Annotated in this window: 14 protein-coding genes and 1 tRNA gene; 7 read left to right on the top strand and 8 right to left on the bottom strand. The window is 63.0% G+C overall.

The annotated features are described in order from the left end of the window. Window positions 1-18: 18 nt before the first annotated feature. The 3 genes from NKJ88_RS09165 to NKJ88_RS09175 are packed head-to-tail and all read right to left on the bottom strand — an operon-like array spanning window position 19 to window position 2,653. Window positions 19-915, bottom strand: coding sequence for an HlyC/CorC family transporter (locus NKJ88_RS09165; protein WP_023711701.1), 897 nt, complete (start codon window positions 913-915; stop codon window positions 19-21). Then, window positions 912-2,045 (bottom strand): 3-dehydroquinate synthase, encoded by a 1,134-nt coding sequence (gene aroB, locus NKJ88_RS09170; RefSeq protein WP_352443959.1) that lies wholly within the window; start codon window positions 2,043-2,045, stop codon window positions 912-914. The genes NKJ88_RS09165 and aroB overlap by 4 nt, the downstream gene beginning before the upstream one ends. After that, window positions 2,042-2,653, bottom strand: a complete 612-nt coding sequence (locus NKJ88_RS09175; protein WP_023670667.1) for a shikimate kinase — start codon at window positions 2,651-2,653, stop codon at window positions 2,042-2,044. The genes aroB and NKJ88_RS09175 overlap by 4 nt, the downstream gene beginning before the upstream one ends. A 172-nt stretch (window positions 2,654-2,825) precedes the next feature. On the opposite strand from NKJ88_RS09175, the gene NKJ88_RS09180 reads away from it, so the two are divergent. The 5 genes from NKJ88_RS09180 to NKJ88_RS09200 all read left to right on the top strand — a co-directional run bounded on the left by NKJ88_RS09180 (window position 2,826) and on the right by NKJ88_RS09200 (window position 6,798). Continuing rightward, the gene (locus NKJ88_RS09180; protein WP_023670666.1) at window positions 2,826-2,978 is read left to right on the top strand and encodes a hypothetical protein; all 153 of its coding nucleotides are present in this window, start codon (window positions 2,826-2,828) and stop codon (window positions 2,976-2,978) included. Window positions 2,979-2,999: 21 nt separating this feature from the next. Then, window positions 3,000-3,911 (top strand): site-specific tyrosine recombinase XerD, encoded by a 912-nt coding sequence (locus tag NKJ88_RS09185; protein ID WP_352443960.1) that lies wholly within the window; start codon window positions 3,000-3,002, stop codon window positions 3,909-3,911. An 88-nt stretch (window positions 3,912-3,999) separates the two neighbouring features. Next, window positions 4,000-4,950 carry an acetyl-CoA carboxylase carboxyltransferase subunit alpha gene (locus tag NKJ88_RS09190; protein ID WP_023685389.1) on the top strand — a complete coding sequence of 317 codons (951 nt, stop codon included), beginning with the start codon at window positions 4,000-4,002 and terminating at the stop codon, window positions 4,948-4,950. A 234-nt stretch (window positions 4,951-5,184) separates the two neighbouring features. Further along, window positions 5,185-6,480: a L,D-transpeptidase family protein gene (locus tag NKJ88_RS09195; RefSeq protein ID WP_352443961.1), complete on the top strand. Its 1,296-nt coding sequence runs from the start codon at window positions 5,185-5,187 to the stop codon at window positions 6,478-6,480. 60 nt (window positions 6,481-6,540) lie between these two features. Continuing rightward, window positions 6,541-6,798, top strand: coding sequence for a sulfurtransferase TusA family protein (locus tag NKJ88_RS09200; RefSeq protein WP_031355792.1), 258 nt, complete (start codon window positions 6,541-6,543; stop codon window positions 6,796-6,798). Between the two features lie 3 nt (window positions 6,799-6,801). Here NKJ88_RS09200 and NKJ88_RS09205 read toward each other — a convergent pair whose 3' ends face one another. Then, window positions 6,802-7,896 carry a CobW family GTP-binding protein gene (locus NKJ88_RS09205; protein ID WP_023726959.1) on the bottom strand — a complete coding sequence of 365 codons (1,095 nt, stop codon included), beginning with the start codon at window positions 7,894-7,896 and terminating at the stop codon, window positions 6,802-6,804. A gap of 3 nt (window positions 7,897-7,899) precedes the next feature. Beyond that, complete coding sequence (locus tag NKJ88_RS09210) at window positions 7,900-9,078, bottom strand: D-alanyl-D-alanine carboxypeptidase family protein (protein WP_023685373.1); 1,179 nt, start codon at window positions 9,076-9,078, stop codon at window positions 7,900-7,902. 233 nt (window positions 9,079-9,311) lie between these two features. Between NKJ88_RS09210 and NKJ88_RS09215 the strand changes: the two genes are divergently transcribed. Both NKJ88_RS09215 and NKJ88_RS09220 read left to right on the top strand, forming a co-directional pair. Then, complete coding sequence (locus NKJ88_RS09215) at window positions 9,312-10,475, top strand: M20 aminoacylase family protein (RefSeq protein ID WP_023685374.1); 1,164 nt, start codon at window positions 9,312-9,314, stop codon at window positions 10,473-10,475. Window positions 10,476-10,581: 106 nt separating this feature from the next. Continuing rightward, window positions 10,582-10,658, top strand: a tRNA-Arg gene (locus tag NKJ88_RS09220). A 278-nt stretch (window positions 10,659-10,936) separates the two neighbouring features. On the opposite strand, the gene NKJ88_RS09225 is transcribed toward NKJ88_RS09220, so the two are convergent. From NKJ88_RS09225 to NKJ88_RS09235, 3 genes are all read right to left on the bottom strand, one after another. Continuing rightward, complete coding sequence (locus NKJ88_RS09225) at window positions 10,937-11,347, bottom strand: TadE/TadG family type IV pilus assembly protein (RefSeq protein ID WP_352443962.1); 411 nt, start codon at window positions 11,345-11,347, stop codon at window positions 10,937-10,939. Next, entirely contained in the window at window positions 11,337-11,768 is a 432-nt protein-coding gene (locus NKJ88_RS09230; RefSeq protein ID WP_023690708.1) for a TadE/TadG family type IV pilus assembly protein, read from the bottom strand. Before NKJ88_RS09230 ends, NKJ88_RS09225 begins: the two co-directional genes overlap by 11 nt. Before the next feature lie 4 nt (window positions 11,769-11,772). Continuing rightward, window positions 11,773-12,458 (bottom strand): DUF7305 domain-containing protein (locus NKJ88_RS09235; protein ID WP_502904741.1); only part of this gene is annotated, 686 nt, incomplete at its 5' end.

Raw genomic sequence — 12,458 nt, forward strand, 5'->3', positions numbered from 1 at the left:
GCGGGCCTGCTCGTTACCTCAGGCTTCGCCCGCCGGCCTGATCCTGATCCTTGCGATCCGGTTCTTGTCGCGCTTCATCACCACGAAGCGCTTGCCGTGGAAGGTGAAAGCCTGCTTTTCCTCGGGGATCGACTGCGTCTCGTGGATGACCAGGCCGGCAATGGTGGTCGCTTCCTCATCAGGCAGGTTCCAGTCGAGCGCCCGGTTGAGATCGCGGATCGGCACGGTGCCGTCGACGACCACGGAACCGTCCGCCTCCTGCTTGACGCCCTGAATGTCGACATCGTGCTCGTCGGCGATCTCGCCAACGATCTCCTCGATAATGTCCTCCAGCGTCACCAGCCCTTCGACCTCGCCATATTCGTCGACGACGATGGCGAAATGCGCCTTGGCGCGCAGGAAGGCGTTGAGCTGTTCCTGCAGCGTGGTGGTGTCGGGCACGAACCAAGGCTTCGAAGCGATCTTCATCACGTCGATCCGGGAAAAGTCGTTGCCGACCTCGTTCAGCGCTCGCAGCAGGTCCTTGGCGTGCAGCACGCCGACAATGTTGTCGAGAGAGCCTTTCCACAACGGCATGCGGGTGTGCGGGCTTTGCAGGATCTCGCGTACCACCGCTTCCGGCCCATTGTCGGCATTGACCGAGCGCATATTGGTGCGGTGGACCATGATGTCGGAGACTTCGAGCTCGGCGAGATCGAACAGCCCGCCGACGCGGTCGCGGTCCTCTCGCACCATCTGGCCGTCGCGGCGGAAATCGTCGACCGCGCCGCGCAACTCGTCCTGGGTCGAGCGCTGCGGCTCGATGCGCGACAACTCATAGCCGAACATGGCAAGCAGGCGCGTGCGCACGGCCAGGACCAGCAGGATGAGGATGGCAAGGAAGGCGACGACGGTCCAGCCGGGCTCGTTGATCATCGCGACCGGCTTTCCTGGCCCGGGTGGTTCTCCCTGAGGAACGAAAGCACTTCCGACGCCGGTACATCCTTGGCAATAAAAGCCTGGCCAACGCCGCGCGTCAGGATGAAGGTCAGCGCGCCGCGCGACACTTTCTTGTCCTGGGTGATGAAGCCAAGCAGCGCCTCGGCATCGGGCAACTCACCAGGGATGTCGGCCATCCGCCAGGGTAGACCGACGGCGCGAAGATGCGCCTCGACCCGCGCCGCGTCGTCCGGGCTGGCCAGATTGAGCCTTGCGGAAAAGCGGTGCGCCAGCGCCATGCCGATGGCGACGCCTTCGCCATGGACGAGGCGGGCGCCATCATACTGTGTGGCGCCTTCCAGCGCATGGCCGAACGTGTGGCCAAGATTGAGCAGTGCGCGGTCGCCGGTTTCGAACTCGTCGCGGGCGACGACATCGGCCTTGGCGCGGCAGGCCTCGGCAATCGCCTCCGCCCGTTCCGCACCACCGGCGAACACCTTTTCCCAGTTCGCTTCCAGCCAGGCGAAAAACGCCGGTCGGTCGATCAACCCGTATTTGGCAAGCTCGGCATAGCCGGCGCGAAATTCGCGGATCGGCAGCGTGTCGAGCACTTCGGTGTCTGCCAGCACCAGCTTCGGCTGATGGAAGACGCCGACCAGATTCTTGCCGCGCGGGCTGTTGATGCCGGTCTTCCCACCGACCGAGGAATCGACCTGCGCCAGCAGCGAGGTTGGAATCTGGACGAAATTCATGCCGCGGCGCACGATGCCGGCGGCAAAGCCGGTGAGGTCGCCGATGACGCCACCGCCGAGCGCAATGACGACATCGCCGCGCTCCAGCTTGGCGGCGAGCACGCCGTCGACCACCTCTTCGAGATGGGCAAAGCTCTTGGTCTTTTCGCCGGCCGGCAAAGTGATGACGGCAGGCTGGATGCCGCGTGTTTCCAGACCGGCCTTCAGCGCGTCGAGATGTGCCGCCGCGACATTATCGTCCGTGACCACCGCCGCTCTCGTGCCGGGCAGGCGGCGCGAAATCTCGGCGCCGGCGCGCGCCAAAAGGCCGGGGCCGATCAGGATGTCATAGGCACGCTCGCCAAGGCCGACCTCTACAGTGACCGGTTCGCTCACAGCCGCACCTCGCCCGGCGCAGTCGGAGCCGGAATGCCGAAATGCCCGCACAGCGCGTCGACAACCTCGGTCGCAATGACCTCCTTGCGGTCGTCGCGTGTCGGCACGGTGATGTTGGACGTGGCATAGACCGGGTAGCGCTCGCCCATCAGCCGCTCGAGCACGGCGCGCGGATCGGCGCTTTTGAGCAACGGCCGGTTCTGCTTCTTGGACACGCGTTCCATCAACAGGTCGATCTCGGCCTTCAGCCACACCGACACGCCATGCCCGGCGATCGCTTCCCGCGTCTGCGCATTCATGAACGCGCCGCCGCCGGTCGACAGCACCTGCGGCCCACTCTCCAGCACGCGCAGGATGACGCGCTGCTCCAATGCCCGGAATTCGGTCTCGCCATAGCGTTCGAACAGTTCCGGCACCGTCATGCGCGACACGGTTTCGATCTCCTGGTCGCTGTCGACGAAGGGCAGCGACAGCATCGTCGCCACCTTGCGGCCGATCGCCGTCTTTCCGGCGCCCATCAGGCCGACAAAGACGATCGAGCGGCTGCCCAGCCTGTCGAGCAGCGCGGCATGGCTATCGCCGGGAGGATTTGCTGGTAACGCGTTCATGAGACCATGCTGTTTCTAAGCCGTCTTTGCCGGCGTATCGACATCAAAAGCCCGTTTGCGTCAAGCACAGCGCCTTTCGCACGCAGAGCCCTTCGTCCTTGAATTGACGGAATTAGCGTCCCATAAGGACACAGGGCTTGGAATCGCAGAGCAAGAAGACGGGCGAAGATTGATGCCGACACTGTTCCGCTTTGTCGTGACGATGATGATTCTTGCCGGCATTGCCTATGGTACGATGGTGGCGTTGGCGATGTTCGTCGAGCCGAAAAAAGCCGAAATCACCGTGCGCATTCCACCGGAAAAGCTGAACCCCAAGAAAAACTGACCCAAAACTGACCCCTGGAACATGAACAGCGCGGCTCGCATCGAAGCCTTTCTCGAGATGATGAGCGCCGAACGCGGTGCCGCTGCAAACACGCTGTCTTCCTACCGCCGTGATCTCGAAGACGCTTCGCAGCAGATTGCCGGCGGGCTTGCCGCTGCCGCCGCAGCCGACATCTGCGCCTATCTCGACGATATCGCGGCGCGCGGCTTTGCGTCGACGTCGCAGGCGCGCAAACTGTCGGCGATCCGCCAGTTCTTCAAGTTTCTCTACGCCGAGGGCTTGCGCGGCGACGACCCGACCGGCACGCTGGACAGTCCGAAAAAGGGCCGGCCGCTGCCCAAGACGATGAGCGAGGCCGATACCGGTCGGCTGCTCGACCGCGCCGCGCTTGAGACAGGCGATGCCGTCAATGGTGACCGGGTGGCTGCACTGCGCCTGCACGCTTTGGTGGAGGTGCTCTATGCCACCGGCTTGCGCGTCTCCGAACTAGTCGGCCTGCCGGTGACCGTCGCCCAGCGCGACGACCGCTTCTTCATGGTGCGCGGCAAGGGCGACAAGGAGCGCATGGTGCCGCTGTCGGCCAAGGCCCGCACGGCGATGCGGGCTTGGCTCACAGCCCGGGCCACGGTGCCGGCTTTCGCCGACAGCCCGTTTCTGTTCCCGGCCGCCGGCGACAGCGGCTTTCTCTCCCGGCAGGTCTTTGCCCGCGATCTCAAAGGCCTTGCCGCGCGGGCCGGCATATCGGCGGCGAAAATTTCGCCGCATGTGCTGCGCCATGCTTTCGCCAGCCATCTCCTGCAGAACGGCGCCGATCTCAGGGCGGTGCAGCAGCTGCTCGGCCACGCCGATATCTCGACCACGCAGATTTACACGCATGTGCTGGAAGAGCGGTTGGTGCGGCTGGTCAACGATCATCATCCGCTTGCCGACTAGGCCTCATATCGCTATGTGAGGGCAACGTGCCCGCGCGGAGCCTACATCTGCGCGATGTTTGCCTTCCGACGCATCGGTCCGCTCAAGAATGTACAATTACCTCGATTTCGAAAAGCCGGTGCAGGACCTTGAACTCAAGATCCTCGAGCTGAAGAAGCTTGCCGAGAATGGCGAGGCGGTCGACGTCGGCGACGAAATCAGCCGGCTCGAGAAGCGCGTGCGCGACGCGCTGCGCGACATCTACAAGGCGCTGACGCCGTGGCAGAAGGTGCAGGTCGCGCGCCACACCGACAGGCCGCATTGCCTCGACTACATCAAGGGTCTGTTCAGCGATTTCACGCCGCTCGCCGGCGACCGCAATTTCGGCGAGGACCAGGCGATCATCGGCGGCTTCGCCCGCTTCCGCGGCGAACCGGTGGCCGTCATCGGCCAGGAAAAGGGCTCCGACACGGCGAGCCGGCTCAAGCACAATTTCGGCTCGGTGCGCCCTGAAGGCTACCGCAAGGCCGTGCGGCTGATGGAACTTGCCGACCGTTTCCAGATCCCACTTCTGACGCTGGTCGACACCGCCGGCGCCTACCCCGGCGTTGGCGCCGAGGAACGCGGCCAGGCTGAAGCCATCGCCCGCTCAACCTCGGCCTGCCTCGGCCTCAAAGTGCCATCGATTTCGGTTGTAATCGGCGAAGGCGGTTCGGGCGGCGCCATTGCGATCGCCACCGCCAACCGCGTCTACATGCTGGAACACGCCATCTATTCGGTGATCTCGCCGGAAGGCGCTGCCTCGATCCTGTGGCGCGACACCACGCGCTCGAAAGATGCGGCGACCAACATGAAGATCACCGCCCAGGACCTTCTAGAAATGAAGATCATCGACGCCATCATTGCCGAGCCGCTCGGCGGCGCCCAGCGCGCGCCCGAAACGGTGATCGCCGCCACCGGCGACCTCATCGCCAAGACGATGAAGGATTTTGCCGGCGCCAACACCGATTTTCGCGAACAGCGCCGCGAAAAATATCTGGCGATGGGCCGCAGCCTCTGATTTTGGCCGGCAGCGCACCGCAATGTGGCGTCAAGGAGCAATTTCGCCACAAAAATGCCGCCGCATTCGGCTCAATAAAAAATCCGTGACACCGGGCGAATTGCCGTGGGGGGCGCCGTCCGACGCTTGCGGTAAGGAATTTTCAAGGTTAACGGGCTTAGGGTCCGTCAGTGTTCAGCATGCAGGCCCGGGCGCTATCCGGCCGTGACGCGAGAAAAAGACATAGCCGTATCCATGTTTACCAAGCTTGCCCGCACTGGACTTCTGATCGCCGCGCTTGGCGTTGCCGGCTGCAACGATTCCTCGATGAAGAATTTTGCGCCGGAAGCCAGCAAGCCGCTGCCGGACAAGATCCTGGCCGACATGAAGGCCAAGGGCATGATCCGCACCTCGTCGGTGATGGCTCGCATCTTCAAGGAAGAAGGCAAGCTCGAAATCTGGAAGGCCAAGACCACCGGCCGCTACGAGATGGTCGCCAGCTACGACATCTGCAAATGGTCGGGCAAGCTCGGCCCAAAATACACCGAGGGCGACCGCCAGGCGCCGGAAGGTTTCTATACGGTCCGCCCGTCGCAGATGAATCCGCGCTCGAACTATCATCTGTCCTTCAACATCGGCTATCCCAACGCCTATGACCGTGCCAATGGCCGCACCGGCGCCAATCTGATGGTGCATGGCGCCTGCTCGTCGTCGGGCTGTTATTCGATGACCGACCCGCAGATCGAGCAGATCTACGCTTTTGGTCGCGATGCCTTCCAGGGCGGCCAGACCGAGTTCCAGATCCAGGCCTTCCCATTCCGCATGACCGCCGCCAACATGGCGCGCTACCGCAACGACCCGAACTATGAGTTCTGGAAGATGCTGAAGGTCGGTTACGACAACTTCGAGATCACCAAGGTGCCGCCGAAGGTCGATGTCTGCGACAAGCGCTATGTCTTCAACCAGGTGGCGCCTGAGGGCACGACATTCGATCCGACTGGCGCCTGCCCCGCGACCACGCAGCCGGATTCGCTGAAGAGCGCACTCAACGCCTATCAAAGCAGCTATGACGCGGCCTTCACCGGCGCGGTCAAGGCCAGTGTTCCGGCGCCCAAGCCGACCATTGCCGGCATCAAGGAAGCCAGCATCGTTTCCGACTGGTCGAAGCGCCGCGCCCGGGGCGAGCGCGTGCCGATCGAACCGCCGTCGCTGAATTCCGACGGCACGCTGACCGAGACGGCGCGCATGGGGCGCATCGATTCGCCCGCCGGCCGCAAGATGGCGGCGCTGGACGCAGAGAAGGAAGCCAAGCGCAAGGCCGAGGAACAGCGGGTTGCTGCCATCGAGGCTGCGAAAGCCGCCAAGGCCCAGGCACTGGCTGAAAAGCAAGCCGCAAAGGCCCAAGCGCTGGCCGAAAAGGAAGCAGCCAAGCAGGCCCCCCAGCAGCCGGTCGCCACTGCGAGCGTCGAGGCGGCGCCTGCAGAACCGCCGGCGGACGAAAGCCGGATGTCGAAGATCAAGAACAAGCTGCTAGGCATGTTCGGCGGCTGAGGTTTTTCGCCTTGCCGATGCATGTCGCCCAAAAGTGCGCAGCGGTTTTGGGACAAAGACATGCATGAAGACAAACAAACAAATCACACCGCGATCTATGACCTCAAGGGCCTGAACTGCCCCCTGCCCGTTCTCAAGGCGAAAAAACGCCTGGCGGCAATGCAGCCGGGCAGCCGGCTTTGGCTGGAGACCACCGACCCGCTGGCGGTCATCGACATCCCCGCCTTTTGCGCCGACGCTGGTCACCAACTGGTTGAAACGTCAGCCGTCACCGGCGGCCACCGCTTCCTGGTCGAACGCGGCGCAGAGCGAGCCTGAGAATCAGCCCCCGGCTATCGCCAGCGGATTGCTCTCCAGCGCCGCGCGATCCGGCGTGTCGATCGACGGCCGGTTGGTGAAAGCGGAAAACAGCCGGCGCACATAATCTTCCGGCATATCGAGCGTGATCAGCACCAGCCTGGTGCCGCGTTGGCCGTCCGACCAGGCCAGTAGCCGCGCCGGCGGATGCAGGATCTTCTGTACCCCGTGGACAACAAGCGGCCGCGACGGGTCCTCCGCAAGCTCGATGACGCCCTTCATCCGCAAAAGCTTGTCGCCATGCGCAGAACGCAGCAGGTCGAGGAACATCTCGATCGCCGAAAACGGCACCGGGCCGTCATGGACCAGCGAGTAGGAGCGCACGCGGGAATCGTGGTGGTGCTCATGCTCGCCGTGATCATGATGATGATGGTGGTGCTCATGGGCGGCTTCTTCGCCGAGCCAGCGCCGGACATCGGCGGATTTGGTCGCCGGATTGTAGAGGCCGCAGTCGAACAGAGCCGCGACGCCGGTTCGGCCGTCGCCGGCCTCCAGCACCACGGCGCCTGGATTGAGCTGATGGACTCGCGTTCGCAAAGCATCGACGTCGCCGGAATCGCTGGCCAGATCGACCTTGGTCAGCACGATGCGATCGGCGACTGCCACCTGCTTGACCGCCTCGACATGGCCGTCGAGCGTCGCGTTGCCGTTGACCGCGTCGACCAGCGTGATGACGCCATCAAGTCGGAAGGCCTGCACCAGGGCGGGATGCGCCATGATCGACTGCAGCACCGGCGCCGGATCGGCGAGCCCGGTGGTTTCGACGACGACGCGGGCGAGACGGGCGATACGGCCCGTCTGCAGCCGGTCGACGAGGTCAGCCAGCGTGTCGACCAGTTCGCCGCGCACCGTGCAGCATAGACACCCGTCGGACAGCTGGATGATGCCGTCCGAGGCCTGCTCGACCAGAAGGTGGTCGATCGCCACCTCACCGAATTCGTTGATGATGACGGCCGTGTCGACCAGTGCCGGATCTTTGAGCAGCCGGTTGAGCAATGTCGTCTTGCCGGCGCCGAGGAAGCCGGTGACCACCGTGACGGGTATCGGAAAGCCAGCCATCGCCTAGTTCGCGGCTTTGACCAGCTGGTCGCCCTGCACCGCGGTTGCCTGGCCCACCACGGCCGGTTCGGCGCCCTTTGGCGCCGGAATGTCTGGCCGCCAGCTCGGCAGCGGCACATCGGCGTATTCCTGGCCGCCCTGGTCGAGCATCGCCTTCGGCGCCGGCCCGGTGGCGCCGCCGAGGCCCACGGCAACCAGCGTCGGCACGTGGTCGAGCTTTTCCTGATAGGGCGATTTCGGCACGTCGGCGCCCTTCGCGGCCACCGGCGGAGCCGCCTCGGACTGCTCGTGCGGCGCCTTCTTCTTGCAGATCTCATCATGCATGTCGTTGGGTGACATGGTATCGCCATAGGAAGGCATGGCCGCGACCGTGAGCCAGTTCGGGTCGGGCATGGCAAAGCCCTGGTCAAGCAGCCTGGCGGCGGTCTCGGCACGGCTGATCGCCGATTTTTCGCCGAGCACGACCGCGACCAGCGTGCGGCCATTGCGTGTCGCCGAGCCGATCATGTTGAAGCCCGAGGGACAAACGAACCCGGTTTTCATGCCGTCGGCGCCGGGATAGCGCCCGATCAAGAGATTGTAGTTGGAGATCGCCTTCTTGCCGACGGCAAGGCCTTCGATCGAGAACCAGGGGGCGTATTGCGGGAATTCCTTGCGGATCGCCATCACCAGCAGGGCAAGATCGCGCGCCGTCGTATACTGCTCCGGCGAAAACAGTCCGTTCGGATTGACGAAATGCGTTCCGGTCATGCCGAGCCGCGCCGCCTCCGCATTCATGCGAACGGCGAATCCGGCCTGCGAGCCGCCTATGTTTTCGCCGATGGCCATGGCGATATCGTTGGCCGATTTGACCAGCATCATCTTCAACGCATTGTCGAGCCGCATCACCGAGCCCGGCTTGAAGCCCATCTTGCTCGGCGGTTCGCCCGCCGAATGCTTGGTCACCTTGATCGGTGAATCGAGCTGGACCTCGCCGGCGGCAATCGCCCGGAAGGTGACATAGGCGGTCATCAGCTTGCTCAGCGAAGCGGGATACCAGCGCTTGAAGGCGTCCTGGTGCTGCAGAACCTTGCCGCTGTTGAGGTCGAACAGGATCACCGGATTGGCCAAAGCTGGCCCAGCCAGCATGGGTAACGCCAAGCCGCCCGTTAGCAGTAATTTGAGGATATGGCTGTGCCGCATCATGGAATCCGAAATCGCCTCTTGCCGTAGTCGCCCCTGGCTCCGTAAGATTTCGTTACGCGATGGCCAGCATGACCTGATCCGGCCCTCAATTTCCGGATCACATTGTCTGGGGTGCTATTTACCCTATGTGACGCCAAGATGGCAAAGTGCCAAGATGGCAACAAGCATGGCAATCACAATTGCAATCAAGCAGGCCAGATCGTCTGCTCCAATAGCGAGATGGAACCATTATGCCGATTCTCAACCGCGCCGCCGAGATGCAGGATGAAGTTGCCGGCTGGCGACGCCATCTGCACCAGACGCCAGAACTGAATTTCGATGTCTTCAAGACCGCCGCCTTCGTCACCGAGAAGCTGAAGGAATTCGGCTGCGACGACGTGGTGACGGGCCTCGGCAAGACCGGCGTCGTCGGCATCATCCATGGCCGCAAGGGGCAAGGCGCGACCATCGGCTTGCGCGCCGACATGGACGCGCTGCCGATCAACGAGATCACCGGCAAGCCCTATGCCTCGACCATTCCTGGCAAAATGCATGCCTGCGGCCATGACGGCCATACGGCGATGCTTTTGGGCGCCGCCAAATATCTGACCGAAACGCGCAATTTCGCCGGCTCGGTCGCGGTCATCTTCCAGCCGGCCGAAGAGGGCGGCGGCGGCGGCAACGAGATGGTCAAGGACGGCATGATGGAGCGTTTCGATATTTCGCGGGTCTTTGGCATGCACAACATGCCGGGCCTGCCGGTGGGCCAGTTCGCCATCCGGCCGGGTCCGATCATGGCGGCGACCGCCGAGTTCACCATCACCGTGAAGGGCCGCGGCGGCCATGCGGCGATGCCGCACGGCACGATCGACCCGATCGTCATCACCAGCCAGTTGGTCGGCGCCCTTCAGACGGTCGCTTCGCGCAGCACCGATCCGGTCGAGGCGGTGGTGGTTTCGGTGACGAAGTTCCACGCCGGCGACGCCTACAACGTCATTCCCGAGACCGCCGAGATTGCCGGCACGGTGCGCACACTGAAGAAAGAGATCGCCAAGAAATCGGAAGAGCGCATCCGCACCATCTGCGAAGGAATAGCCACCGCCTTCGGCGCGACGATCACTGTCGACTATGACGCCAACTATCCCGTGACCTTCAATCATCCGGAAGAAACGGTCTTTGCCGGCGATGTCGCGGCAAATGTCGCCGGCGACACCCAGGTCCACCGCGCCATCCAGCCGGTGATGGGCGGCGAAGACTTCTCCTACATGCTGGAAGCCCGCCCCGGCGCCTTCATCTTCATCGGGAATGGCGAGACCGCCGGCCTCCACCATCCGGCCTACGACTTCAACGACGAAGTCATACCGCACGGCATGAGCTACTGGGTGAAACTGGCCGAAACGGCGCTGGCAGCCTGACCTATCCCGCAAGAGGCTGGCCGAATTGCGTTCGGCCGGCCTCTTGATTTCCCCTGGGCGAGCCTCTTGGCGAAACGATCCGAAGCGGCTATGTGTCGGGCCGCGTGGTCCCGTAGCTCAGTAGGATAGAGCGGCAGATTCCTAATCTGTAGGTCACAGGTTCGATTCCTGTCGGGATCACCAGCAAGATCAAAGGCTTGGTGACTGAGATAGCCTGTCGGCATGTTGCAGCACTGATGGACTGGTTTTCGGTGATTTTCACGGACGCGACCAAGCAAGCAGCCTGACTTTAGTTCCATAGAAAAAGTCCATCCCTGAGGTCTCAGGAGCGAGCTTTAAGCATCTACAGCCGCGAAGAGAATCGACCTCTTGCAAGTACAATTCCAGATCGAGCGATGGTTCCCAGTCGATCCGTTACGGTCTGAGTTCGGCGCCGCCAACTCAACGAAGCCGGCCGTATCCTAGCTGGCAACCAGGGGCACCGTGACGGTCGTGGCGTAATTTATCGGATACTGGTCGAAATACGGGAAAGCGATGACGAAGGCATAGCTGGCGGTCAGATGCGCCATCTTGAAACCGCCGCTGGCAGGGTCGGTCGCGATCGTCACAATGACGTTCTTCAGACCCAGGTTCACCAATTTCTGCGTGGCGATGGCCTGGATGTCGCTCTGCGAAAGCGTGTTGTTCAGCTGCAGCGCCCGGGAAGAGGTTTCCAGTGTATAGCGGACGGTCGACACGGCATTCATGGCCCAGCCGAAGGCGAAGATTCCGAACAAAAGCATCACCAGGAAAGGCGCGATCAAGGCGAATTCCAGCCCGGCTGCGCCGGAGCAGTCACGGCGCCACCTGGATCCGGTCCTTTCAGCGGACACGGATCACCTGCTGATGACTGATCGCGCGCGGGTCCGGGAAGACACCGAAGTTAAACGGGGGCACCCAGGTGCCCGTCGCCGTTATCTGGACGAAGATTTTCTTTCCGCCGCAGATGGTGGTCTCATCCACGACCGTGGCGCCGCACAAATAGGAGCGGACCAGCACGACCGCGGCGTCCTCGGGCTTGTCGTTCCAGCTCGAAAGCGCGACCGCCTGCGTCCCGGTGTCATTGGACGCGCCGGCCATCACGAGATTGGCCGCGGTTTTGACGCCCGCGCGCATCTGCAGGTAACTCGTCACGTAGGACCAGCCATCGGCGATGCCGAGGCAGACCAAGCACAGGACGGGCAGCAACATGGCAAACTCCACGGCGGCTATCCCGGATTTGTCCCGGACAATGCGCAAGGTCCGCCCACCCATCCCGCTACTCGACAAGCTGAACGGACAGTGCCGCCGGAATGTCGTCCATCCCGAGGCCTTTGCAGTTCTGCTTGATCGTCGTACTGCCTGACCACTGGATAGTGTCGGCGACGACCTGAGTGCAGCCACCGTTCCCCGAGAAGTTGCCAAGGTAGTTGACCTGCTGCCTGGGAAAATAGATGGCGCCGGTCAAAAGCGAGTCCGCTGTGCCGTTGAAGGTGCTCTGTGCCGCAGTCCCGGTCCTGTCGCCGTAGAACAGCACGCCGGAATAGGCTCCGGAGGTAGGCGCGCTCAGCGTCACCTTGGCGTTGCCGTTCATGCTGACGGTGTTGCTGCCTGCCATGAAGATGGTTACCCCGCTGCCGGCGACGACCGCGTTGGCGTTGACCTTCATACCGCCCTGCACGACGTAGACGCCTGGCTGCAGGGTGACGTTGCCGCTGAGGCTCATGCCGCTACAGTAGGTGCCAGGCTGGAGTGTTTGCGACGTCTTGTTGCCGTTGACATTCTTGCAAGGGTTGCCGGCTGTCGGCGTCGCCAAGCCGGAGAAAGGATCGGCTGCCGGCAAGGCTCGGGTGATGTTGGACTTGCAGACTGTGGTCGCTGGATTGTTCAGCACCATGCCGCCGACCGTGATCAGGCAGTCGGCCTTGAGCACCGCCGAGCCCTGCGTCTTTATGGCGTCCGAGG

The sequence above is a fragment of the Mesorhizobium sp. M0016 genome (assembly GCF_040324035.1).
Classification (GTDB): domain Bacteria; phylum Pseudomonadota; class Alphaproteobacteria; order Rhizobiales; family Rhizobiaceae; genus Mesorhizobium.

Excerpts from the sequence above, each read along its gene's own strand:
- NKJ88_RS09165 (WP_023711701.1), bottom strand. The coding sequence starts at position 915 with ATGATCAACGAGCCCGGCTGGACCGTCGTCGCCTTCCTTGCCATCCTC.
- NKJ88_RS09175 (WP_023670667.1), bottom strand. The coding sequence starts at position 2,653 with ATGAACGCGTTACCAGCAAATCCTCCCGGCGATAGCCATGCCGCGCTG.
- NKJ88_RS09180 (WP_023670666.1), top strand. The coding sequence starts at position 2,826 with ATGCCGACACTGTTCCGCTTTGTCGTGACGATGATGATTCTTGCCGGC.
- NKJ88_RS09185 (WP_352443960.1), top strand. The coding sequence starts at position 3,000 with ATGAACAGCGCGGCTCGCATCGAAGCCTTTCTCGAGATGATGAGCGCC.
- NKJ88_RS09190 (WP_023685389.1), top strand. The coding sequence starts at position 4,000 with ATGTACAATTACCTCGATTTCGAAAAGCCGGTGCAGGACCTTGAACTC.
- NKJ88_RS09195 (WP_352443961.1), top strand. The coding sequence starts at position 5,185 with ATGTTTACCAAGCTTGCCCGCACTGGACTTCTGATCGCCGCGCTTGGC.
- NKJ88_RS09200 (WP_031355792.1), top strand. The coding sequence starts at position 6,541 with ATGCATGAAGACAAACAAACAAATCACACCGCGATCTATGACCTCAAG.
- NKJ88_RS09205 (WP_023726959.1), bottom strand. The coding sequence starts at position 7,896 with ATGGCTGGCTTTCCGATACCCGTCACGGTGGTCACCGGCTTCCTCGGC.
- NKJ88_RS09210 (WP_023685373.1), bottom strand. The coding sequence starts at position 9,078 with ATGCGGCACAGCCATATCCTCAAATTACTGCTAACGGGCGGCTTGGCG.
- NKJ88_RS09215 (WP_023685374.1), top strand. The coding sequence starts at position 9,312 with ATGCCGATTCTCAACCGCGCCGCCGAGATGCAGGATGAAGTTGCCGGC.
- NKJ88_RS09230 (WP_023690708.1), bottom strand. The coding sequence starts at position 11,768 with ATGGGTGGGCGGACCTTGCGCATTGTCCGGGACAAATCCGGGATAGCC.